Below are 22,988 nucleotides of genomic sequence, written 5' to 3'. Positions count from 1 at the left end.
GCTCGTGGCCTGTGGCCTGTGGTTCGCCCCTCCCCGTCCCTCCCCGCCGGCGGGGAGGGACGGGGAGGGGCGAACCACAGGCCACAGGCCACGAGCTGCTGACGGCTGGGGGCTGAAAGCTTTTTGCCTCACAACCCCGCGAACTTCTCCAGGGCCCGCTTGATCGCCGCTACCCCGCGCTCGAAGTCGGCGATGCGGATGTTCTCGTTGGGGCTGTGCACCCGGCTGCCGGGGTAGCTGATGCCGATGCTGACCACCGGGGCGCCCAGGTGGTGGGTGAAGGGGTACATGGGGCCGCTGCCGCCCGAGCTGAGGTGCACGACGGGCTCGAGCCCGTAGGTCTCGCGCAGGGCCTCCACCGCCTGCCGCACCCAGGGGGCCCCCAGGTCGCTGCGGGCGGGGTGCTCGCCGGCCTCGAGCGTGATCACCTCGACGTCGTCGAAGCCGTGCCGCTCGAGGTGAGCCCGCAGCAGCTCGACCACCTCGAGCGGCTCCTGGTCGGGGACCAAGCGGAAATCGAGCTTGGCGAAGGCCTCGGCGGGCAGCACCGTCTTGGAGCCGGGGCCGCCGTAGCCGGAGTGGAAGCCGTTGACGTTGACCACCGGCTCGGCGGCTAAGCGGCGGTAGAACTCCACCCCCTCGGCTCCGCCCAGAAACCCCTTGACCCCGTAGAGCGCCGCGACCTGCTCGGACTCGTCGGGAATGGTCTGAAGGCTCTCGGCCTCGGCCTCGCTCAAGGGGCGCACCCGGTCGTAGAAGCCCTCGATGAGCACCTTGCCGTCGTTGTCGCGCAGGCTCGCCAGGGCCGCCGCGAGGCGGTAGATGGGGTTCTGCACCACTGCGCCCAGCGAGGAGTGCAGGTCGTAGCCCGCCGTCCGCACCCGAAGCTCCACCGCCACGATCCCCTTGAGCCCGCAGTAGACCAGCGGCCGCCCCGAGGTGTCCACGCTGCCGAACTCCCAGATCACCGCGTCGGCCTGCAGGCGCTGGCGGTTCTGCGCGACGTAGGCCTCGAGGTTGGGGCTGCCCACCTCCTCCTCGCCCTCCACCACGAACTTCACGCGGAAGGGGAGCTTGCCGTGCTCGTCGATGAGCCACCGGAGGGCGGCCAGGCGCGAGGTGAGCTCGCCCTTGTCGTCGCTGACGCCCCGCGCGTACCAGTGCCCCTCGCGCTCGGTCATGGTAAAGGGGTCGCTCTCCCACAGCTCGAGCGGGTCGGCGGGCTGCACGTCGTAGTGGTTGTAAAACAGCACGGTCGGGCCGCCCTCGCCGCCCTCGGCGTAGACCACCGGGGCGCCGGGGGTGGGGTGGATCTCGGCCTCCAGGCCCAGTTCCTCGAGCAATTCCTTCACGCGCCGGGCGGTCTCGGGCAGGGCGCGGCGCTCGGCCGAGACCGAGGGGAGGGCCACCAGGTCGCGCAAAGTCTCCTGGGCGTAGCGGATAACCGTGTCGGGGAGTTTCATGGTGCTAAACTTACCTAGATATGATTGAGCCCGCAATAGCGCTCTACGGCTCGACCTTTCAGAGCGTGATGAAGACGCTCGAGGAGCTGCTGCGGGAGAGCGGCGCGCGCTACGTGATGCTCTTGGACCGCAAGGGCTTCGTGCTGGCGCACAAGGAAGCCCTCTGGGCCCCCCGCCCCCCCGCGCTCGACTCCCTCGCGACCCTCATCGCCGGCAACGCCGCCGCCACCCAGGCCCTCGCCAAGATGCTCGGCGAGCCGCGCTTCCAGGAGATCGTCCACCAGGGCGAGCAGAACGGCCTCTACGTCGAGGAGATCGGCGAGGTGGCCCTCCTCACCATCCTCTTCGACAATTCCGCGCCGCTGGGGCGGGTCAAGCTCACGGCTAAAAAGGCCGCCCAGGCCCTCGAGCGGCTCACCCGCGAAGCCATCGTCACGCCCAACAAGCTCGGCATCGACACCGACTACCGTGACGGCGCCAACGCACTGCTGGACGAGCTATTCGGAAACTAAGGCGCGAACGCTAGAGGACCGATTGAGATGAGCACGATCAACTTTGCCGCCCGCGAGATCAACTTCAAAATCGTCTACTACGGCCCCGGCATGTCCGGCAAGACCACCAACCTCAAGTGGGTGTTCGGCCAGATCCCCGACACCCGGCGCGGGGACATGGTCTCCCTCGCCACCGAGGACGAGCGCACGCTGTTCTTCGACTTCCTCCCCGTAGACCTCGGCGAGGTCAAGGGCTTCAAGACCCGCTTCCACCTCTACACGGTCCCCGGGCAGGTCTTCTACAACGCCAGCCGCAAGCTCATCCTGCGCGGCGTAGACGGCATCGTCTTCGTGGCCGACTCCGCCCCCAACCGCCTGCGGGCCAACGCCGAGTCCTTCCGCAACCTGCGCGAGAACCTCGCCGAGTACGGCCTGACCATGGACGAGGTGCCCATCGTGCTCCAGGCCAACAAGCGCGACCTCCCCGACGCGCTGCCCGTGGAGATGGTGCAGATGGTCATCGACCCCGACAAGAAGTACAGCATGTTCGAGGCGGTGGCCTCGACGGGCGTGGGCGTCTTCGAGACGCTCAAGGCGGTGAGCCGCCTGGTGCTCTCGAGGGTCGCCACGGCCGGCTGAGCAAGCCGCCCCCGCGCTACGCCTTGGTGCGGCTGTCGGAGTTCCAGGGTGGCTTCTGACGGAGTCACCCTGGAGAAACTTAGGGCGAGGGGTCAGGGGTTGGAGGGATTTGGGCCCGGGGTCCCCTCGACAGCGGCCGTTTGACCGCGACCGGGTAGATACGTTCGATACAGATGGGCGGGCTGGGCGCCTCGCCTCGCGCCTGGGCCTCCTCGAGCCGCACCCGCGCCCAGAACTCGGCCATCTCCACCACCGCCCGCAGGCGCACCTCCAGCGGTAGGGCCAGCCACCGCTCGCGCTCGGGAGGCACCTCGTCGAAGCGGTACTTGCGGGCTGCGGGCTTGAGCTTCATCGGTTTCCTCCGGGGTCCAAGCCCTCGACGTCCCGCAGGTCGATAGAGCGTCCGAATATGGCGATCAGCAGGCGGTCGGCCTGGTTTGCGTCCACCCACAGGTCGAGGTCCTTGGTATAGCGCGGCTGGCCCAGGAAAGCAAGGGCGTACCCGCCGATGATGACCGAGCGCACGCCTTCTTCGTTCATGATGCGGAGCAGCTCCAGCATGTCCTCCGTCACTCCTGACCTCCGGTGTCGTGGCTGCGATCCAGGCACAGGGATTATAGAACCTAGCGAGATGTACTTCCATCCGTGCATTCCCAGCCGTGCATTGTGGATGTGCCAGCTCCTGCCTCTGAAGGTTTCGGCTTGCTTTGGATGAGCGTCGGACGGCAGTGCCATGCGGTGGCCCGAGAAGTGCCCTGGTTGTGTCTCCTTCAGACTTAAGCTCCAGGGCCCGCTCGAGCCGAAAAAACCGCAATGCGGCTGTGGGCGGGGATGGTGAATAATCAGCCTTGTGAAAACCACACCCCTCACGGCGGCCCACCGGGCGCTGGGCGCGAAGATGGCGCCCTTCGCCGGGTACGACATGCCCATCCAGTACACCTCGATCAGCGCCGAGCACCTGGCGGTGCGCGAGGCGGCGGGGATGTTCGACGTCAGCCACATGGGCGAGTTCTGGATCCGCGGGGCGCAGGCGCTGGAGTTTTTGCAGTACCTCACCCCCAACGACGTGTCCAAGCTCAAGGTGGGCCGGGCGCAGTACTCCATGCTGCCCAACGCCGAGGGCGGGCTGATCGACGACGTCTACGTCTACCGCACCGGCGAGCAGGAGTACCTGATGGTGGTCAACGCGGCCAACGTCGAGAAGGACTGGGCCCACGTGCAGGCGCTGGCCGGGGGCTACGCGGTGGAGCTCGAGAACGCCTCCGAGGACTGGGCCCTGATCGCGGTGCAGGGGCCCAAGGCCGCCGAGAAGCTGCAGGCGCTGTGCGACGCCGACCTCTCGGCCACCCGCAAGAACGACACCTTCACGGCCGAGGTCGCCGGGAAGGCCGCCCGCCTGGCCCGCACCGGCTACACCGGCGAGGACGGCTTCGAGGTGTTCATCGCCCCCGCCGACGCCGAGGCGGTGTGGCGGGCGCTGCTGGAGGCCGGGGTCACGCCTTGCGGGCTGGGCGCGCGCGACACGCTGCGTCTCGAGGCGGGCTTCCCCCTCTACGGCCACGAGCTCACCGACGAGACCAGCCCGCTGTGCACGCCCTTTGCCTGGGTGGTCAAGGCCCAGAAGGACTTCCACGGCAAGGCGGCCATGCTGGCGCAGAGCTGCGGGCGGCGGCTGGTGGGGCTGGTGCTCGAGCAGGGCATCCCCCGGGAGGGCTACAAGGTGTTCGCCGGGGGGGAGGAGACGGGCTACGTCACCTCGGGCACGCTGTCGCCCCTCAGCCGCAAGGGCATCGCCCTGGCCTACGTGGACGCCGGCCACGCCGCGGTCGATACTCCCCTGCAGGTGGAAATCCGTGGCAAACTGTATGCGGGAAAAGTCAGCAAGTTGCCGTTCGCGCCGTTAGGATAAAACCGTTGGGCCGTGCGCCCTGACGCTTGGAGGCATCATGGAATATCCCGATAACCTTCGCTATACCAAAACGCACGAGTGGGTCCTGCTGGAGAACGACGGCATCGTGACGGTGGGCATCACCGACTACGCCCAGGACGCTTTGGGCGACGTGGTCTTCGTGGAACTGCCCGACGTGGGCGAACAGGTCGACGCCGGGGAGGGCATCGCCGCGGTGGAGTCGGTGAAGACCGCCTCCGACATCTACGCCCCGGTCTCCGGCGAGATCGTCGAGGTCAACATCGACCTCAACGACCAGCCCGAACTGCTCAACACCGAGCCCTACGGCGGGGGCTGGATCTTCCGCATCAAGCCCGACAACCCCGCCGACGTGGAGAAACTGCTCGAGGCGCCCGCCTACCAGGAGTTCGCGGAAAGCCAGTAAAGGCCAGTAGCCCCGTAGCTGATAGCGCATAGCCCAGGTGACTTTTGGCTATCGCTATCGGCTATAAGCTATCAGCGAGACGCTATGGACTATACCCCGCACACCCCCCAAGACCTCCAGGCCATGCTCGAGCGCGTGGGCGCCAGGAGCCTGCTCGAGCTCTTCGAGGACGTGCCCGCCGAGATCCGCGGCCCCGAGCTGCGCCTGGACCCGCCCCTCAGCGAGGCCGAGCTGATGCGGCACTTACGCGAGCTCGCCGCCCAGAACGGCAGCGCCGCGGCCTCCTTCCTGGGCGGGGGCATCCGCAGCCACTACGTGCCCGCCGTGGTCCCGGCGCTGGCGGCGCGGGCGGAGTTCCTCACGGCCTACACGCCCTACCAGCCCGAGGCCAGCCAGGGGCTCTTGCAGGCGATCTTCGAGTACCAGACCATGATCAGCGAGCTCACCGGCCTGCCGGTCGCCAACGCCTCGATGTACGACGGCTCGAGCGCTTTGGCCGAGGGGGTGCTGCTGGCGCTGCGCGAGAGCGGGAGGATGAAGGTGGCGCTGTCGCAGGGGGTCCACCCCGAGTACCGCCGGGTGGTCCAGACCTACGCCGACGCGGTGGGCGCCGAGGTGGTGACGCTGCCGCTGGTGGAGGGCAAGACCGCGTCCCGGCTGCCCGAGGGGGTGGGCGCGGTGGTGGGGCAGAACCCCAACTTCCTGGGCAGCGTGGAGAACCTGGCCCCCCTGGCCGAGGCCGCCCACGCCGCCGGGGCGCAGTTCGTGGCGGTCGTGGACCCCGTCTCGCTGGCCGTGCTCAAGGCCCCCGGCGCCTACGGGGCCGACGTGGCGGTGGGGGAGGGGCAGCCTCTGGGCAACGCCATGGCCTACGGCGGCCCCCACTTCGGCTTCATGGCGGTGCGGGCCGAGCTGGTGCGCCAGTTGCCGGGCCGCCTGGTCTCCGAGACCACCGACGCCGGCGGCAAGCGCGGCTACATCCTCACCCTGCAGGCCCGCGAGCAGTACATCCGCCGGGCCAAGGCCAAGTCCAACATCACCACCAACGCCCAGCTCACCGCGCTGATGGGCGCGGTCTACCTGGCCGCGCTGGGGCCGCAGGGCCTGCGCGAGGTCGCGGTGCGCTCGGTGGCTAACGCCCACGCCCTGGCCGAGCGGTTGGCCGCCATCCCCGGCGTACGGCTGGTCACGCCCGCGCCCTTCTTCAACGAGTTCGTCCTCGAGCTCCCCAAGCCCGCCGAAGAGGTGCGCCGCGCCCTGGCCGAACGCGGCATCCACGCGGCGAGCCCGGTCCCGGCGGAGTATGGCCCCAAGGCGCACGGGCCTGCCCGTCCCGGAGGGAATCTGGCTCAGGCGCACGGGCTTGCCCGTCCCGAAGGGAATCTGGCTCAGGCGCACGGGCTTGCCCGTCCCGAAGGGAATCTGGCTCAGGCGCACGGGCTTGCCCGTCCCGAAGGGAATCTGGCTCACCTGGCCCTCTTCGCTTGCACCGAGCAGCACACCGAGGCCGACCTGGAGCGCCTAGAGGCTGCTTTGCGGGAGGTTTTGGCATGATCGCCGACAAGCCTGAAGTCACCGTCGAATCCGCCCTCATCTTCGAGAAGAGCGTGCCCGGACGGCGGGGCGTGTTGCCCCCCAAGGCCCCGGAGGTGGACCTCGAAGCCCTGCTGGGCGCCGAGAACCTCCGGCCTGAGCCCCCCAGGCTGCCCGAGGTGGACGAGCTCACGTTGGTGCGCCACTACACCAACCTCTCGCGCCGCCAGATCGGCATTGACGTGACCTTCTACCCGCTGGGCTCGTGCACCATGAAGTACAACCCCAAGGTGCACGAGGCCGCGGTGCAGCTCTTCGCCGACCTGCACCCCTACCAGGACCCCTCCACCGCACAGGGGGCCCTGCGCCTGATGTACGAGCTCCAGCGCGACTTGGGCGAGATCACCGGCATGGACGCCGTGACGCTCCAGCCCGCGGCCGGCGCCCACGGCGAGCTCACGGGGATCATGGTCATCCGGGCCTACCACGCCAGCCGCGGTGAGGCCGAGCAGCGGCGGGTGGTGCTGGTGCCCGACTCCGCCCACGGCTCCAACCCGGCCACCGCCAGCATGGCGGGCTACCAGGTCAAGGAGATCCCCTCCGGCCCCGACGGCGAGGTCAACCTCGAGGCCCTGCAGGCCGAGCTCGGCCCCCACGTCGCGGCCATCATGCTCACCAACCCCAACACCTTAGGCCTCTTCGAGCGGCGCATCCTCGAGATCGCCAAGGCGGCCCACGCGGTGGGGGCGCAGCTCTACTACGACGGGGCCAACCTCAACGCGGTGATGGGCATGGCCCGCCCCGGCGACATGGGCTTCGACGTGGTGCACCTCAACCTACACAAGACCTTCACCGTGCCCCACGGCGGCGGCGGCCCCGGCTCGGGCCCGGTGGGCGTCAAGGCCCACCTCGCCCCCTTCCTGCCCGTTCCCCAGGTGGTGCGGCGGGGCGAGGGCTACGCGCTCGAGTACGACCGCCCCCACAGCATCGGCCAGGTCAAGAGCTTCTTCGGCAACTTCGGGGCGCTGGTGCGGTCGTACGCCTACATCAAGATGCTGGGCGCCGAGGGCATCCGGAAGAGCGCGGAACTGGCGGTGCTCAACGCCAACTACCTCAAGGAATTGCTCAAGAGCGAGGGCTTCCGCATCCCCTACGACCGCACCTGCATGCACGAGTTCGTGGCCCAGCCGCCCGAGGGCGTCCGCACCCTCGACGTCGCCAAGGGGCTCCTCGAGATGGGCTACCACCCGCCCACGGTCTACTTCCCGCTCATCGTCAAGGAGGCCTTGATGATCGAGCCCACCGAGACCGAGAGCAAGGAGGCCCTCGAGGCCTTCGCCCGCGCCATGGGCGAGGTCGTCCGCAAGGACAAGGAGTGGCTCGAGGGCGCCCCCTACACCACCCCGGTCCGCCGCCTCGACGAGGTGCAGGCCAACCGCAGGCCCAAGCTGCGCTGGGGGGAGTGAGCGCCTCAGACCCGACGCCCAGCGCCGAACGCTGAAGGAGGCCCGTGGGGAAAAGCCTTTAACCACGGGCCACGAGCCACAGGCTTTCAGTTAGCCCTCGACCCTCGATGCCCCGATGGGCCATGAACCCAAACCCCAACTTCTGGTGTCCGTAGGCGACCTCGCCTGGGACGTGCTCGCTAAGCCCGACCACCCCCTGCTGCCCGGGGGCGACACCACCGGCCGGGTGCAACTGGCGGGGGGAGGCTCGGCGGCCAACCTGGCGGTGTGGGCGGCGCGGGTGGGCCATCCCACCGCCTTCGTGGGCAAGGTAGGCCGCGACCGCTTCGGCCGCTACGCCGTGGAAGACCTGGCCGCGGAGGGCGTGACCCCGCACGTGGTCTGGAGCGACGCCCGGCCCACCGGGGTGATCCTGGTCTTCATCGACCCGCACGGGGAGCGCTCCAACCTCACCTCGCAGGGCGCCGACTTCGACCTGCTGCCCGAGGAACTGCCCGAGCCGGTGCTGAGGCAGGCCGGGCACGTCCACCTCACCGCCTGGTCCTTCTTCACCGACCCGCCCCGCCAAGCCGCCGTCCGGGCCGCACAGATCGCCCACGAGGGCGGGGCGACGGTCTCCTTCGACCCCGGCTCCTACCAGATGATCTTGGAGCTCGGCCCGCGCAGGTTCCGCCGCATGATGCAGGAGCTCTCCGTGGACTTCCTCTTGCCCAACCTCGACGAGGGCCGCGCCCTCACGGGGGCGGTGGAGGCCGAAGAGGTGCTCGAGGCGCTTTGCGAGCTGTTCCCCGGCATGGTGATCCTGCTCAAGCTGGGGCCCGAGGGCGCTCTGGTCTTCGAGTCGGGGCGCGTGGTCCGGCTCGAGGCCACCGCCGACGCGGCCATCGACGCGACGGGGGCCGGCGACTCCTTCGGCGGGGCCTTCCTGGGGCACTACCTGCGCTCGAGGGACGCCGAGGCCGCCGGGAGGCTGGCGGTGCAGGTCGCCGGCTGGGTGGTCGGCCGCTTCGGGGCCCGCGCCCCGGCCGACGAGGAGCTGCGCCGCAGGCTCGAGGCCTACGGCCCCCTCATACCGGGTTCAAAAAGATGATCATCCGAACCAAAGAGACCCAGGGGCTATCTTTTTATACCGGCTTTACAAAGATACTCTTCAAATCCGTCATGAGGTACATCTTTGTGAAGCCCAGGGCACTCCCTTCAGCCGGGGTGGATAGCCTCCCATCGGGAGGCTATCCACCCAAACCGGGTATCAGACCCCAGAGCCCACCCCTCCCTGACGGCCGGCGAAGCAAGCGTATCCCTCCCGAGGGGCGGCACCGCCCTCCGCCACGCGGATAACTTCGGCCAGCTGCCCCGCCAAGGCAGGGCGGAGCCGCCGTCCGGCGCCGGACTGACCGAACCGGGTATCACGCGCCGCTGACCGGCTCCGGCGAGCGGCGAACGGCTATTAACGATGGGCCATCCGCAGCAAGCTCGCCGTGGGAACCGCTCTCACGCCACCCGCAGGTGCAGCCGGAAGTGCCGCTCCACGGAGCTTTCCCCGCTCCACGCCTGCCAGTGCCGCAGCCTGAGCGTGAGTTGCCCGGGTGCTTGGGCGCGGAAGCGGAAGATGCGCTCCCCGCCCGCGCCGATGGCCCCGCCGGGAGCGAGGGCGAAGTCGTCTTCGAGGAGCTGGAGCAGGGCCGGGTCGGGGGCCTCGAGGCTCCAGCGGTAGCCGGTGGTGGGGTTCTCCTTCAGGCGCAGCTCGAGCTCTTCCCCCGGCCTCAGCTCCACCTCGCGGTCGTGGTCGGCGTCGGTCAGCACCTTGCTCATGGGCCCTCCCGCCTCAGGGGGTGGGGGCATGCCCCCACCCCCACCCCTTCCTGGTCGCGGTTCGCGGCAAGCCGGCCCGGCATCGCACGAACCGTTCTACCAGACGTAGATCTCGTAGATCTTGCCGTCCGCCTCCTCCCGCACGCTGACCTGGCCCTGGGTGGCCTTGGCGTTGGCGGCGAGCACGGTGAAGGCCATGGCGGCGCTGTCGGAGTTGTCGGCGAACTTGCGCCAGCCGACGTCGGTGAGGGCCAGCCAGACGTTGCGGTTGGCGCTGTTGGCCCACAGCATGCTGACCTTCTTGCCGCTGATCCAGGTGCCGGTGATGCCTTCCACGGCCCGCGCGGCGGGGGGCTCGAGGGTGGGCGCCATGGGTTCGGCGGCCGCCTGCTGGCCCTCGATGTCCTCGATGGGCAGCGGGGCGTTGGCAATCTCCTGCTCGATGACCGAGGCCACCGAGGGGGCGAGGGTAGGCTTGGCCTTGCCCTCGGGGGCCCGCTGGGGGACTTGGCTGGTCTTGTTGGCCATGGTTCTCCTCCCTACAGTATGTAAATCTCCCGGATCACGCCGTTGTCCTGGTAGAGGTTGACGGGGCGGTTGAAGGCCTTGGCGGTGGAGAGCTGGGTCAGCATGTCGAGGGTGACGTTGTCGCTGTCGTAGGCCAGCCGGCGCCAGCCCAGGTTGCCCTCGCTGCCGCTGAGGTAGACCCAGGCGTTGCGGTCGGCGTTGTTGGCCCACAGCCCGATGACCTTCTTGCTGTACAGCCAGCCGCTCTCGAGCACCCGCGTCACCCCGTAGGCCCCGCCGTAGCTGCCGATGCCGCACTCGCCGTAGGCGATGCGGAAGAAGCCGGCCTCGCCCCAGCCGGTCCCCCAACTGTTCTTGGCGATCCAGTACCCCCCGGCGTCGTTGTAGCCCACGATGCACACGCAGTGCCCGCCGGCCAGCGCGCCCGAGACGTGGCGGTAGACGCCGCCGGTGTAGTTGAAGAAGTCGTTGTAGACGTAGAGGCACGCCACGATGGGGCCGTTGGTGGCGATGAACTCCTTCATGGCGCCGGCGTTGTTGGAGAGGGTGTCGTAGGTGCTGATCTTCAGGACGAAGTTCTCCCAGCCTGCCACCAGCCCGCTGCAATTCTGGTCGGCCGCGGTGTAGGGGTAGTGGGCCTCGTCGGTGACGCCCTTGTCGCGCAGGGCGTCGAGGGCCTTGTCGGGCCACCAGCCGTTGCCGCAGTTGCGCCCTTCGGCGCGGGCGTGGCAGTAGAACAGCTGCGCCTCGGAGAAGTCCACGGCCAGCCCGGGGCTGCCGCGCTGCACCCGCAGCCGCGACTCCATCGCGGCGAGCACGCCGAAGGCGACGCACGAGCCGCAACCGCCCTGGTTCTTCACCGCGGTCACGTAGTTGCCGCCGCCGACGTTGCGCCAGTCCATGGCCGCCGGGGCCCCGACGGCGGTGGCGGCCAAGGCGCGCATGGCGCTGCGGTTGGCCTCGATCTCCCGCTCGATGTCGGCCTCGGTCTTGCCCTCGGGGAGCGGAACCCCCAGGAGCCGCTGCTTCTCGCTCTGCGGCAGCTCGGAGACCGAGGTGATGCCGGCCTGCCAGGGGGCGCCCTCCTTCGCCAGTGCTGCCTGTAAGCTCTCTAATTCGCGTCCATCGGCCATAATTCACACCTCCCTCGAGCGTTCTTCCCAGGGCTCGGGCCGGGCATGGCGGCGGAATTGGCGTGGAAGCCGGCACGGTCGCGTCCCGATCGGGCGCAACGCGGGGAAGAGCGCGACCTATCTGGCGATGCAGGAAGGCAAATCCGCTGGGGGAATGCTCCGGTGCGCAAGACGCCTACATCGCTCCATTCCACCACGCGGTGGGTTACATTAAGGTTTCACTTAATCAAGGCTTAACCCATAAGGGGGTACCGCCTTGAGCCACCCCGAAGTCGCGCGAGAGCCGCGCGTTGTGCGCGTAGGCGATGGCCCAGCGGGGGTCGTGGCGGCTGAGGCGGCGCAGCGCCGACTCCCACAGCTCGAGGTCGTCGCGCAGCCGCCCCGCCAGCTTCCACAGCACGTCCACCCGGCCGCACACCAGCACCGCCTGGCGCAGGGCCTCCTCGAGGGTCTCCCGCAGCTCCACCACCACCGGGGCCTCGGAGTTGGGCAGCAGCGGCCCCTGGTACAGCGCCACCGCCTCCTCGACCCGGCCCGCCGCCAGCAGGTCACGCAGCTCGAGGAAGTCGGCGCGGAAGGGGATCTCCAGGCGGTAGGGGCGGCTGGAGATGGGCATCTGGTCGCGCAGGCGGCACAGCTCGGTCTTGCAGCAGTTGGGGTTGCCGCCCTCGCCGTAGACCAGCAGCGTCAGTTGCTCGCAGGTGCGGCCCTCGGGGCGCAGCGCCAGCGCGGTGAGCAACTCGGCGAAGCGCAGCCGCAGCGGGGCCAGCTTTTGCCCGAGCAGCACCTTGGACTGCCCCAGAAAGCGCAGCTCGAGCAGGCTCTCGCCCTGGCCGGGCTCGTCCGAGAGGTCCCAAAAGCTCGTGGCTAGGCCGCGAAGCTCCTTCGCGAGGGCCTGCAGCCGGGGGTCGGGGGCCTGGGTCAGGCGCGTCTCGAGCTCGTCCAATAGGTCGCTGAATCGGTCGGGGAAATAAAATTGCCTCAACATGGCTTGCCTCCTACGTTCCCGACTCTAGCCAGGAGGCCTTGCCGAGGCCTGACCGGCCCTATCCCCAACACCATGACCTCGCCCTGGAGCAGCCGGGGCAACTCCAAACTTCAGCCTCAGCGGCAGCGCCAGCCTGACCCTGACCCTGCTGGGCGGGGGCGGGAGCAACCCCGACCTCGACCCCGCCGGCGTCGCCCTGCCCGGCCTGGGCGGTAACCGGTCGAGCGCCGAGACCGCCAACCAATTCGGGCTGAGCCTGCCCACCGGCGTGCTGCCGCCGCTGCTGCAGGCGCTGAACACCCTGGACCTCAGGGCCCCCACGGTGGAGGGCAAACCGGGCTCAGGGCTGACGCCGCCGGGGGGTGGGGTGGCGCCGCCCATCCCCATCGGGGGGGTGCCCGCCCCCATCGATACGGTGGCGCCGCCATTGGGATGGGGACAGCCGCCGAGACCAGGAGAGACGGTATCCCCCTTTGAGGTGACCACCGACGGAGACAGCGGTAACCCCACCGATAACGACGAGGAGAAGCGCAAGCGGGAGGAGGAGCAGCGGCGGGCGCTCGAGGCCAAGATCCGCAAGGAGCAGGAGGAGGCCAGGGAGCGGGCCGAGGCGGTGTGCAACCGGTACGGTGGCGGCGCCGGGGCCAGTTGCGCCGACTACCTGCGGCGGCAGGGGGAGTCGTCCTTCTACGAGTCGCTGAGCCCCGAGCAGCGGCTGCACTGGTGGCAGACGATCAACAAGAAGCTGTCCGAGGGGAGCATGGGCAAGAAGGACCTGGAGGTGCTGACCCGCTTCACCGAGAGCTTCAGCCTGGGGAAGGGGAGCAACGGGCTGCCGGTGCTGAACGCCAACAACCCCGGCAAGCTGGACCCCGCACTGCTGGGGCTGGCGGCGGGCCTTGGCATCCCCCTGGGCAACGTACCCCCAGGCATGCAGGCCGGGCCCAGGCTGCCGCAGAACCCTGGGTTGCAGCCTCCCAACCTCAACCTGGGGCCGCTCATCACCACGGTGGCGCGAGTGGGAACGATCATTGGGATCATCATTTCCTTGCCGGGCGATACGCCGCAGGGGCAGCCTGCGGGGATGCAGGCGGGCAACGTGAATGTGCCTGATGTTTATGCGATGGATCGTAAAAAGGCCCTTGAGAGATTAGAGGGTCTTTCTCCAGAGGTAGAGAAGCACCTAAGAAAGCTAAGAGACGAGCCCAACAGTCAAGCTGCATCCTATTGGGCAAAGGAGATTGCAGGCTGGTTAGAGCAAATGGAAAAAGTAGTCGGAGATACGGGAAAGAAAACCAGTGAAGTTTGGCAGCAAAGGATTAACACGTGGAAGAAAGAACTTGGTAGATTGAGACCATCGGGAGGTAAATAGTGTTGGACCGAGAGAAACTCATGCCAATGCTGGCTGCAGTTTTCGATGCGGTAAATGAATCAGCCGATGTTGAGACATTGGCGTCGAGGAGAGAAGAGTTTGTCTTTCACATGACTGACTGGCTTGAAGATCTGAAACGACTGACAGATTTATACACTTCCCCAGATAAACCCCAGGCTGAAGCAAACAAAGTTGTGGTCGGATTTCTATACCACGTAGTGCCTCACTTGAAAGCAGCATCCCGTCTCTTATTAGGAGAGATACCTGACGCATTCGAAGAGTAAAGTCTTACGTGCCACATATCCCGTGAACTGACCATGCCCGGCTGCCCTCTCCCCATGCTCCCCACCAGCGTCACCCTGCCCACCGGCGTGCTGCCGCCGGTGCTGCAGGCGCTGAACACCCTGGACCTCAGGGCACCCACGGTGGAGGGCAAACCGGGCTCAGGGCTGACGCCGCCGGGGGGTGGGGTGGCGCCGCCCATCCCCATCGGGGGGGTGCCCGCCCCCATCGATACGGTGACGCCGCCGGTGGCAATTGATCTGGAGAGAAAATCCCAGGTCCGTCCTTATGCAGATACATATAGGATGGATGAGGGTGGCGCTGAGAGTAACCTGAAACGAAATACATTCAGGCATTTGATAGAGGTTGGCAGTGCGCTGGGTCTCAAACCCGAGACAATTCAGGATGCCAGATTCGCCTTAGCGATACTGCCAGATCCAATTATTGCGAAGATCCCTTGCAATATTGCGGCATTAGCTGCGTGGGCAGGGGTTGATCCATCGACAATTAGGGACTACTCCACTACGTTTAACTCGTATGGGAACCAATGGTTTCCATACAAGGTAGGAAACACTTTTCATGATGCCCTAGAAGAGAGTTACAGAGACACTCATCCAACTGAAGCCGTATATGCTAACGACACCCCGCTTAGCACCATCATTGCTAGGTCTGGGGGCGATGTCAGCACTTTAGATCCGGGATTACTACGCAGCAAACCCGACATATACTCCTCCTCGAGTAACTACCTATACGAGATGAAGTCCCAGTTCTCCCTAAGCAAGGCTATTGCTGAGAGCCAATACTACATAGATGCCCTTAATGATGCGGGTGTTCCAGCAGTAAGGAGGCCTGTTGATGAACGCGGAACACAAGGTCTCGTTTCATTTACAGATACAAACACCGGGAAATCCTATATAGGTGCCTACAGATCTGTATATCCTGGCACCGTTATTTACTGTTACTGTCAACCTCAGCCTAAGAGCGGGAGGGAACCAGTCACGCTCAACCTACCCATGCCTACACCTGTACCTGCGAAAGAAGTTCCCGAACATCGGGATCCGTTCAAGGATTTCCCCATAGTACCACCATATGTACCTGGCCCAAGCCCTGTTCCTGGAAGAACAAAGGGCGAGCACGACAACCTAGACGAAGTGATAACGGCTACCTTGGAAGATGATGACGGCACGGTGATCGAGTTCACCGAGTAGCGGCACCGGGTTGTATAGTTGTATATTAGGAAACAAGCGAGCGAGACAGCTAACAGCTATGCGGGTACCCAGGTTTCTCTTCGGCACAAGGGCACAGGTTGCTGCAAGGTGTAAGCGCATATCCGACAAGCTTCTTGCCGGACATGCGTGGGAGAGTGTAGTCGACGAAACGGAACTCGTGGACGTTTGCTGGCCTCACGAGGAGCCGCTTCCGTCTTTCGATGAGCAGATCATCCTCTCAGGGGGGCGAATACCCGCAAAGACCAAGGCTTACTTCGTCAACCAATTCGGCGACACGGTCGAGCTAACAGTCCGCGTAGCTTGGCGGAACACACCCCACCTGAGGGACCAAATCGGCAAGCTCGAGGAGGGCCTCTTTGAGGAGATGCTGAGGCGAAGCTGGTCCGTTGCGACCCTGTCATCAAATCCACACAGCCACGGGTGGTTTTGCCGATTGGATGACATAAAGAAACCACGAAGGGAGCGCTATCTGCCCTACTTGATAGCCGTTGAGAGGCACTGGGAGTGCTTAATGGCAGTGGGTAGATGCTTTGTTGAGGTCAGGCCCAGCCTAGGCTTCCACCAGACGCGCAATAACCTGCTATATGTGCTCGCCAACGCAGGGGTGCCAGAGGAGGCTCTACCTCTGAAAAGGCTAGGCCCCACCACCGACTTCCTCGGCTGGCCAGTCGAGGGGATCGCACACTATATCAAGCTGGCGAAGGAAAAGCTCAACCAGTAGCAGTAGCAACCCGTGGGGTGCACTTTGTGCACCACCACACCACCCCCTAGAACGGCCTATGCCTACCGCCGCTTGTACGCCAAAGAAGGAGGAACTATTTCTTCACCGTCGCCACCCACCAGCGCCAGCCTGACCCTGCCCGGCCTGAGCGGCACGCGGACCGAGGCGGGGAAGGCCGCGCGGTTCGGGCTGAGCCTGCCCACCGGCGTGCTGCCGCCGGTGCTGCAGGCGCTGAACACCCTGGACCTCAGGGCCCCCACGGTGGAGGGCAAACCGGGCTCAGGGCTGACGCCGCCGGGGGGCGGGGTGGCGCCGCCCATCCCCATCCGGGGGGTGCCCGCCCCCATCGATACGGTGGTGCCGCCGCTGGGATGGGGACAGGGATCGGAGGCCAAACCTCAGGGTGTAGTATCGCCTTTTGATGAGCTGACCCCCGGAGAAGGCGGAGGCAGTCCCAACGATCTCGATGAAGTGGAACGCAAGCATAGAGAAGAACAGCGTCGACAACTGGAAACAAGGAAGAAAATAGAACAGCAAGAACAGAAGACCATTGGGATAGCTGACCAACTGTGCAATGGATGTGGTGATTACGTTGAAAGGCAGATCAACAGCGACTATTACCGGTCTCTGTCGGACACCGAGAAACAATTGTATTTGACCAATATCTACCGAAGCCTCGAGTCAGGAGGGATGGGGAAGGACGACCTAGAGGGGTTGACTAAATTCACTGACAAATGGAAAGCAGATGGGTCTTCGAGTACATATCTGGTGAACATGGCAACTTTCATCCCTAATCCCTTCTTGGTGGCACCTGTGTATGGTAAATATGCGGGTGACGATCGTGACCTTTGGCAATATGGCTCATACAGAACAACACATAGCGTCGTTTTTGACGCAGCCAATGGTGAAATCCTGGCCGATTTTAGTGACACAGGTATTACTGAGAAATTGGAGTTTTGGCCTTCATGGGCGAGAACGCCCGTAATTGATAGGCGAACGGCACCTGTTGGAGATAAGGGGGGCTTTGCTGAGGAGTCGTCTGGGAGTCAGATTACTATGTTAGGTGACTCAATGAACCCCTTCATATTCAATCCAGTCTGTCAGGGGTGCTTGCTCGATAATTCTATACCGTCATTTGCTACTTGACAGGGGGGGTGAGGAGATAAGAAAAGGGGGATGCCATGCCTCACGGGCAAAGACATCCCCTGAACCATCTTAGCCTGGAGGACACCCTCATCGCCACGTACGTCTGGGTGGACGACCAGCTCAAGGCCCTGGTGGCCCAGGGCTTGCGGCTGCCCCGCCAACCCCGGCAGAAGGCCACCTACGCCGAACTCCTCGCCATCGCCCTGGGCATCACCCTGCTGGGCCTGGACTTCCACAAGGGCTACCTCCTGGTCGGCAAGGACTACCGCCACCTCTTCCCCCGGCTGCCCCACCTCACCCGCTTCTACCGCGTCCTGCGCAACCTGCACGCCCTCAACGCCCGCTTGGCCCTGAGCCTCGTCCCCCCCGACCCCGACGGGCTGAAGGTGATCGACCTCAAGCCGGTCGGGCTGTGCCACGGGCGGCGCATGCGCGGCCACCGGATGGACCGGGCCGCGGTGGGCAGGGGGCCGCTGGGCTACTCCAGCGGCTTCAGGCTGGCGGCCCTCGTCGACGGGCGGGGCCTGTTCGTGCGCTGGGGGCTGCTGCCGGGCAACGCCCACGAGAACGACAGCGCGCCCCTGGTGGCGGGCCTGGGCCACGGCCTCTGCCTGGGGGACAGCGGCTTCCGCTGGGTGGGCGGGGTGCTCACCCCGCCCTACCGCCTCAAGGGGGGCAAGCGGGTGGGAACGGGCTGGCAGGCGTGGATGTACCCCCTCCGCAACCCCATCGAGAGCCGCTTCGCCACCCTGGTGCGCCCCCTGGGCCTGCACCGCCTGGAGTGCAAGAGCTACTGGGCCCTCCTCAGCCGCGTCAACCTCATCCTCTGCGCCGCCAACCTCCTCCAATCCCGCACCCTCCTCAGGATCGCCGGGGTGGGGGGGGCCTGAGCCGAGCTCAAGGTGGCAAATGACGGTATTGATTATAGGGTCACTTTCAACCTTGGCGGAGGAAAGGTGAATGCTATTGATGTTTTCCATGACGGCTTCCCTGGATATGAGCTTCGAGTGAATGGACAGCATACTTATGGCTATTCTCCTGCTACTCCAGGTGATAGAGAGGGACCATTCCAGTTGTTTGGAGGTTTGGATGTCCACAAACGAATCAACTGTGACAGAAATCGCCTGTCTAAATGCTAACTTTCTGCGGATCAAGGAGGACAGTGTGGCAAAGCCGAGGTTAGTTCCATTGCTGGTTCTGCTGGCGATAAGCTTTGTAATGAGGATTACAGGTCTATTGTTGATGAATTTGGTCTATGACGGCAAAATAAAAGGCTTAAATCCTGTTATGTCCGCCATATTTGATATCCTCCACGCACTACTTGTTTATTTCCCTATAGTTCTGCATGTAGTTTTTACCATTGGCATCTCCGACTACTTAAGGCGCATTTTAATTAAGAGATCTGAGTCTCAATTTCTGGCCTGGATTGTTTTTTTGACTTCGTTGGTGTTCTGGACCCTATTGGGATTATTTAGGTTTTTTGCTACATGGGTATGACAGCTTTACCCTTAGCTTAGCTAAATACCGCACTTGCTGATCATGTCCCTAAGCCGCCCTCTCCCCATGCTCCCCACCGGCGTGTTGCCGCCGGTGCTGCAGGCCCTGAACACCCTGGACCTCAAGGCGCTCGCGGCGGGGGACGGGCCGGGCTCGGGCTCAGGGCTGACGCCGCCGGGGGGCGGGGTGGCGCCGCCCATCGGGCAAAATGGGAACCCACCGTATTCGGCATCTTCTCCAGGGGAGAGTATAGAGACCCTGGATATAGTCTCTGACGTTATAGATTGGCTCAAGTGGTTTGCGAAAGTTGCGGAGAGCCTCTCTGACAAGAGCTTGCAAGATCGTATACGGCAGTTAGAAGCGCTAGGGCCTGAGAAAGCAAACGAGGAGGTGGATCGCGTAGCCGCTGAGACTGCCAAGCTTGGCGCCGACAAGCTTGATAAGCGGGGGGATAACACCTATAGCCAAGCCGTTTTCGAGCTAAACAAACTGGCGAAAGAGCTTGGCCTGCCTCCTAGTGAGCGCCTGGGCATGCTGATGAATCTAAGTTACGAAGTATTTACTGATCCCGCAAAGGCCAGGTGGCGCTTGGACACAGCGATGGACCATCTGCGCAGCGGAAATGCTGCTTATGCTGAGTACAACACCTACTACAACAAGTACGGGAAAGCGAAGGATGCGAATGCACGAAGGGCCTATCTTAACGCAGCCGAGAGTGCATTTAGGTCAGCCGGTGACGCCTACCGTGCGGCGTTATCAACCATGACCGAGAGCGTTTCGATCAACCAAGGGCACATACGTCAAGCGTATTGGCGGGGGGTATCGCTGAAAACCTTCGACACCGTCAGCAAGTTCGTGCTGCCGTACGCGGCGGGGCTTGCGGATGGGCTTGGGAGGACCGCCAAGCAATCAGACTTGGCGGAATACTTCCCCAGCTCCGTCGCTGCCGGTGCCAGGAACGCGGGGACGGCCCTGTTGGTGTTTGGCGCGGCACTGGATGTGTTCGCCGTATCCAACGATACCGGGTGTAAGAACAAGTGGGCTGGGGCTGTCATCGGGGTGGGTGCAAAGACCGCAATGTCGGCGTTTGTGGGTAATCTGATTGGGAATCAAGCCGAGCGCATGATGAAGAGTTCAGCCAATGAGAACATACGATATAGCCGAGGGATGGGTGGTGGACTTGTCGGAGCTGCCGCCTCCATTGTGGTTGATCAATTTGCGGGCAAATCCCTGACACAAACCGCTTGTGGCTTATAGTGAAGTCGCCAGGGTAGAGAGATAAAGATGCCAACGGTTCGGGCAAAATTTGGTTTGCAGGGGTATCTGTGGAGTCTGGGAGGTATCGTGACAATGGGTGCATTGATCTGGATGCTTTCCCGTAAAATCACCAGCGCCTCGAACTTAGGTGTATTCGACATCTTAATTGTGCCGATCATCCTTATTTGTTCCTATCAGCTGTTAGCGGATGTTACGGCTCATATTGAGGTCTCTGCTGGAAAACTGCTGAGTCGTGAGTTTGGCAAACAAACAGTTTTGGATTTGTCAAGGGTTAACTCCATTGAGATCGGATACTACGGTTTTGGGCATTCAGCGTTCAATCTGCATTTGGACTCAACCATCGACGCAAAGCGTCGGACCCTTAGCCTCAGCATGCGTGTATTCGCCAATCGGGATCAGGTCACGAAGGCGATCGTGGATGCCACCCTGTCCGTCAACCCAAACGTCAAGCTGAGCCCTGAAATCCTCGAGCGCTTTGGCCCGCCTCCTTACGGCATATTCATCTCGAAGAGGGGTGAGTAAGCCACGATGTACAGAGAGCTCGACACCATCCTCTCGACTCTCTCCGGTAGGCGCGGTGGTATAGCCCCGATAGCCGATCCCGCCGAGGCGGCCGCCTTCCTGATCACCTTGGACGTGGAGGTCAGCATGGGGAAGAACAACCCTGTGAGGACGACCGAGATGCTGGACAGCTCATAACCAGCTCCTGCAGGCGAACAAGGAGGGCGCGTTTGCCCTGCTGAACGGCATTATCACCGTGGATTCGCCGGACTTCCGGAGGATCGAGGCCCAGTTCAACCAGGCCGCGCTCGGCCTCGTCGGGCCGCTGGGCGTGCCCCTGACAGCGGCCGATCTCGCCGTCACGGCCGGGGTCACCCTCGGCGGGCGGGCAGCGGCCGCGCTAGCGCGCCTATTGCCGGGCAGGACCGCCGGGGTGGCCTCGAGGGCGGTGAACGCCGTGGACACGGCCAACTGTCCCAACTCCTTCAGCCCCGAGACCAAGGTCGCCACCGCCGCAGGCATGGCGGCCATCGCCGCGGTCGTCGCGGGCACGCCGGTGCTGGCCTACAACGAGCAGACTGGCAAGAACGAGTACCGGCCGGTGCTTGAGCAGGTCACCCAGGGAGTGACCGAGAAGCGGGTCACCTACCTGACCCTGAGGGACGACGAGAGCGGCCTCACCGAGACGCTGACCACCACCAAGGGCCACCCCTATAACCACCACCCCATCCTTGACAAGTGGGCTGCCGCGAATATTCCCGGCTATGTCTCCCGTAAAGCTGATGCTCCTACTATTGCTTTGACGCTGGATCAGCATAAGGCTGCACATGCGGTCCAGTTTGACTGGCTTGAAGAAGTCACAGGCAAGAGAACCTTTCAAGGAATAGACTGGACGAAGATAACTCCGAGGCAAATTGACGACCTTATGGACAGGATGTACGCCGCCGCCGGTGTGCCCGAATCTGTGCGGATGGACTACAGGCGCGTCTGGAACCAGTATATCTACGAGGGGAGGTGGTCTTTGCCATGCCGATAAGGGAGCTGGTAGAACTCATCAGAAACACGCCCGATTGCGAGGTCGCTGCGCCAGCAGCGCGGGGGCCTGCGCTGCCTGAGGGGCTGTTGCTACCGCCTGACCTCGAGGAGTTCTACTCCTTGTGTGACGGCCTAGTTCTTTTTAAGAGCGCGGAGTACACTTACAGGATCCTGCCGGTGGAAAAGTTCGAGCCCATGGACAGAGCCTTCTATGGGGAATGTTGGTGCGGGGACGAGGTCATCTCGGGTTCATGGTTTTTTGTGGCCGAAAACTGGAACGCCGATAAGATCGCAATTGACCTTCACCCGAGAAGATTGGGGAGATGCTATGACTGCTTCGTCGGGGAATCCTATCCCGTTATCGCCTGTTCTTTCGAGGAGCTTCTGAAGGCCCTGTATGAAAACCGCGGCGAATACACGTACTGGCTGAAACCGGGTTTTAAGGCCGGCGCCCCTTGTGACTTTTAGAGGCCAATCCGAAGATGCCCTCCTAAGTACACGACAAAACTTGCGAGAAGCACATAGGGGCTGATAAAGATAGGGACTGCCCAAGATCGAAAGGCGAACACGACGACCCGAGCGAAGTGATCACGGCCACCTTGGAGGAAGACGGTACGGTGGTCGAGTACACCGAGTAGGTGCGAGCAGAGGCCCAGGATGTGCCCGAGGGGGTGAACGATAACGATAATGATATGGCTATGAAGATTCCGAGATTTCTCTACGGCACCCGTAAGCGGGTGGCGGCCCGGTGCGAGCACATCGCCCGGAAACTCCTTGAGGGGCGGGTGTGGGAGGAGGCGGTGGACGAGTCGGACGTGGCGGAGGTGAGCTGGCCCTACGAGGAGCCGATGCCCACCTTCGACGACCAGGTCATGCTCTCGCCCGGCCGGATACCCGCGAGCACCCGCGCCTACTTCGTCAACGAGTTCGGCGGCGTCGTCGAGCTGGCGCTGCGCCTCGCCTGGCGCCACGCGCCCGCCGAGCGCGACCGCATTGCCCGGCTCGCCGAAGAGACCTTCGCGCGGCTGCTGGAGCGCCCCTGGGGGGTGGCGGCCCTGTCGGCCCGCCCCGACAGCCACGGGTGGTTCGCCGAGCTGGAAAACATCCGCCAGAGGCGGAAGGACCGCTTCCTGCCCTACCTCGAGGCGCTCCAGGGGCACTGGGAGGAGCTGGAGGGGGCGGGGCGCTGCTTCACCGACAGCGACCCCAGTCTCCGCTTCCACGAGACGTGGGGCAACCTGATGTACCTCCTCACCAACGCCGGATTGCCTGAGGACGAGTTGCCCCTGCGGAGGGTCGGGGGTGACATCACCTTCCTCGGCTGGCCCCCGGAGGGGATCGCCCGCTACGTAGAGCTCGCCAGGGAGCGGCTCGCCCAAGGCGACGCTCCTGGCCAGCCGTCCCCGGAGCCTAACCGCTGACCCCCTATGATGACACCTCCATGACCCCCAAACTCTTCCTCCCCCTTCTCCTCCTGCCCCTGCTGGCCGCCTGCGCCGCCCCCGACGGCACCCTGCCTGCGGTGGAGGTCCACTCCGCCC

Annotated in this window: 27 protein-coding genes; 20 read left to right on the top strand and 7 right to left on the bottom strand. The window is 64.4% G+C overall.

The features are described 5' to 3' along the window. Positions 1-128: 128 nt before the first annotated feature. Positions 129-1,463, bottom strand: a complete 1,335-nt coding sequence (locus Mterra_RS06975) for a M20/M25/M40 family metallo-hydrolase (protein WP_119314532.1) — start codon at positions 1,461-1,463, stop codon at positions 129-131. Positions 1,464-1,483: 20 nt separating this feature from the next. On the opposite strand from Mterra_RS06975, the gene mglB reads away from it, so the two are divergent. Then, the gene (gene mglB, locus Mterra_RS06970) at positions 1,484-1,975 is read left to right on the top strand and encodes a GTPase-activating protein MglB (RefSeq protein ID WP_119314531.1); all 492 of its coding nucleotides are present in this window, start codon (positions 1,484-1,486) and stop codon (positions 1,973-1,975) included. Between the two features lie 27 nt (positions 1,976-2,002). Continuing rightward, positions 2,003-2,593, top strand: coding sequence for a GTPase MglA (gene mglA, locus Mterra_RS06965; protein ID WP_027893164.1), 591 nt, complete (start codon positions 2,003-2,005; stop codon positions 2,591-2,593). Between the two features lie 79 nt (positions 2,594-2,672). On the opposite strand, the gene Mterra_RS06960 is transcribed toward mglA, so the two are convergent. Together Mterra_RS06960 and Mterra_RS06955 are read right to left on the bottom strand one after the other, a co-directional pair. Further along, positions 2,673-2,945: a hypothetical protein gene (locus Mterra_RS06960; protein WP_119314530.1), complete on the bottom strand. Its 273-nt coding sequence runs from the start codon at positions 2,943-2,945 to the stop codon at positions 2,673-2,675. Then, the gene (locus tag Mterra_RS06955) at positions 2,942-3,154 is read right to left on the bottom strand and encodes a hypothetical protein (protein ID WP_119314529.1); all 213 of its coding nucleotides are present in this window, start codon (positions 3,152-3,154) and stop codon (positions 2,942-2,944) included. Before Mterra_RS06955 ends, Mterra_RS06960 begins: the two co-directional genes overlap by 4 nt. A gap of 289 nt (positions 3,155-3,443) precedes the next feature. On the opposite strand from Mterra_RS06955, the gene gcvT reads away from it, so the two are divergent. The 5 genes from gcvT (at position 3,444) to Mterra_RS06930 (ending at position 9,015) form a co-directional block, all read left to right on the top strand. Next, positions 3,444-4,502, top strand: a complete 1,059-nt coding sequence (gcvT, locus tag Mterra_RS06950) for a glycine cleavage system aminomethyltransferase GcvT (protein WP_119314528.1) — start codon at positions 3,444-3,446, stop codon at positions 4,500-4,502. 37 nt (positions 4,503-4,539) lie between these two features. Next, positions 4,540-4,926 (top strand): glycine cleavage system protein GcvH, encoded by a 387-nt coding sequence (gcvH, locus tag Mterra_RS06945; protein ID WP_027893161.1) that lies wholly within the window; start codon positions 4,540-4,542, stop codon positions 4,924-4,926. An 84-nt stretch (positions 4,927-5,010) separates the two neighbouring features. Then, positions 5,011-6,480 carry an aminomethyl-transferring glycine dehydrogenase subunit GcvPA gene (gcvPA, locus tag Mterra_RS06940; RefSeq protein ID WP_245971553.1) on the top strand — a complete coding sequence of 490 codons (1,470 nt, stop codon included), beginning with the start codon at positions 5,011-5,013 and terminating at the stop codon, positions 6,478-6,480. Next, entirely contained in the window at positions 6,477-7,925 is a 1,449-nt protein-coding gene (gcvPB, locus tag Mterra_RS06935; RefSeq protein ID WP_119314527.1) for an aminomethyl-transferring glycine dehydrogenase subunit GcvPB, read from the top strand. The genes gcvPA and gcvPB overlap by 4 nt, the downstream gene beginning before the upstream one ends. 145 nt (positions 7,926-8,070) lie before the next feature. Then, positions 8,071-9,015 (top strand): carbohydrate kinase family protein, encoded by a 945-nt coding sequence (locus tag Mterra_RS06930; protein ID WP_245971552.1) that lies wholly within the window; start codon positions 8,071-8,073, stop codon positions 9,013-9,015. 401 nt (positions 9,016-9,416) lie between these two features. Here Mterra_RS06930 and Mterra_RS06925 read toward each other — a convergent pair whose 3' ends face one another. The 4 genes from Mterra_RS06925 to Mterra_RS06910 form a co-directional block, all read right to left on the bottom strand. Continuing rightward, positions 9,417-9,737, bottom strand: a complete 321-nt coding sequence (locus Mterra_RS06925) for a protease inhibitor I42 family protein (protein ID WP_170159578.1) — start codon at positions 9,735-9,737, stop codon at positions 9,417-9,419. A gap of 96 nt (positions 9,738-9,833) precedes the next feature. Then, complete coding sequence (locus Mterra_RS06920) at positions 9,834-10,265, bottom strand: hypothetical protein (RefSeq protein WP_119314524.1); 432 nt, start codon at positions 10,263-10,265, stop codon at positions 9,834-9,836. Positions 10,266-10,276: 11 nt separating this feature from the next. Continuing rightward, positions 10,277-11,398, bottom strand: a complete 1,122-nt coding sequence (locus Mterra_RS06915; protein ID WP_119314523.1) for a C1 family peptidase — start codon at positions 11,396-11,398, stop codon at positions 10,277-10,279. A 226-nt stretch (positions 11,399-11,624) separates the two neighbouring features. Next, complete coding sequence (locus Mterra_RS06910) at positions 11,625-12,386, bottom strand: hypothetical protein (RefSeq protein ID WP_119314522.1); 762 nt, start codon at positions 12,384-12,386, stop codon at positions 11,625-11,627. A gap of 268 nt (positions 12,387-12,654) precedes the next feature. On the opposite strand from Mterra_RS06910, the gene Mterra_RS06905 reads away from it, so the two are divergent. The 13 genes from Mterra_RS06905 (at position 12,655) to Mterra_RS06870 (ending at position 22,868) form a co-directional block, all read left to right on the top strand. Beyond that, positions 12,655-13,758 (top strand): hypothetical protein, encoded by a 1,104-nt coding sequence (locus Mterra_RS06905; protein ID WP_119314521.1) that lies wholly within the window; start codon positions 12,655-12,657, stop codon positions 13,756-13,758. Positions 13,759-13,760: 2 nt separating this feature from the next. Beyond that, entirely contained in the window at positions 13,761-14,042 is a 282-nt protein-coding gene (locus Mterra_RS21810) for a hypothetical protein (RefSeq protein ID WP_147372586.1), read from the top strand. A 54-nt stretch (positions 14,043-14,096) separates the two neighbouring features. Further along, positions 14,097-15,248: a hypothetical protein gene (locus tag Mterra_RS21805; RefSeq protein WP_147372585.1), complete on the top strand. Its 1,152-nt coding sequence runs from the start codon at positions 14,097-14,099 to the stop codon at positions 15,246-15,248. Positions 15,249-15,306: 58 nt separating this feature from the next. After that, entirely contained in the window at positions 15,307-15,990 is a 684-nt protein-coding gene (locus tag Mterra_RS06900) for a hypothetical protein (protein ID WP_119314520.1), read from the top strand. A 72-nt stretch (positions 15,991-16,062) separates the two neighbouring features. Next, the gene (locus Mterra_RS21800; protein ID WP_147372584.1) at positions 16,063-17,136 is read left to right on the top strand and encodes a hypothetical protein; all 1,074 of its coding nucleotides are present in this window, start codon (positions 16,063-16,065) and stop codon (positions 17,134-17,136) included. A gap of 35 nt (positions 17,137-17,171) precedes the next feature. Then, complete coding sequence (locus Mterra_RS06895) at positions 17,172-18,026, top strand: transposase (RefSeq protein ID WP_119314519.1); 855 nt, start codon at positions 17,172-17,174, stop codon at positions 18,024-18,026. A 199-nt stretch (positions 18,027-18,225) separates the two neighbouring features. After that, positions 18,226-18,633, top strand: a complete 408-nt coding sequence (locus Mterra_RS21795) for a hypothetical protein (protein WP_147372583.1) — start codon at positions 18,226-18,228, stop codon at positions 18,631-18,633. A gap of 66 nt (positions 18,634-18,699) precedes the next feature. Beyond that, complete coding sequence (locus Mterra_RS21790; protein WP_147372582.1) at positions 18,700-19,890, top strand: HD-GYP domain-containing protein; 1,191 nt, start codon at positions 18,700-18,702, stop codon at positions 19,888-19,890. Between the two features lie 93 nt (positions 19,891-19,983). Further along, positions 19,984-20,433 (top strand): hypothetical protein, encoded by a 450-nt coding sequence (locus Mterra_RS21785; RefSeq protein WP_147372581.1) that lies wholly within the window; start codon positions 19,984-19,986, stop codon positions 20,431-20,433. Positions 20,434-20,439: 6 nt separating this feature from the next. Beyond that, positions 20,440-20,610: a hypothetical protein gene (locus Mterra_RS22200; protein WP_170159577.1), complete on the top strand. Its 171-nt coding sequence runs from the start codon at positions 20,440-20,442 to the stop codon at positions 20,608-20,610. A gap of 58 nt (positions 20,611-20,668) precedes the next feature. After that, the gene (locus Mterra_RS06880) at positions 20,669-21,448 is read left to right on the top strand and encodes a polymorphic toxin-type HINT domain-containing protein (protein WP_119314516.1); all 780 of its coding nucleotides are present in this window, start codon (positions 20,669-20,671) and stop codon (positions 21,446-21,448) included. Next, positions 21,427-21,915, top strand: a complete 489-nt coding sequence (locus tag Mterra_RS06875; protein WP_147372580.1) for an SMI1/KNR4 family protein — start codon at positions 21,427-21,429, stop codon at positions 21,913-21,915. The genes Mterra_RS06880 and Mterra_RS06875 overlap by 22 nt, the downstream gene beginning before the upstream one ends. A gap of 230 nt (positions 21,916-22,145) precedes the next feature. Further along, a complete protein-coding gene (locus Mterra_RS06870) occupies positions 22,146-22,868 on the top strand; it encodes a hypothetical protein (protein ID WP_119314514.1) in 723 nt (240 codons plus the stop codon). Positions 22,869-22,988 lie beyond the last annotated feature (120 nt).

The organism is Calidithermus terrae (assembly GCF_003574345.1).
GTDB lineage: Bacteria > Deinococcota > Deinococci > Deinococcales > Thermaceae > Calidithermus > Calidithermus chliarophilus.
This window is presented reverse-complemented; position numbering and strand designations above follow the sequence as displayed.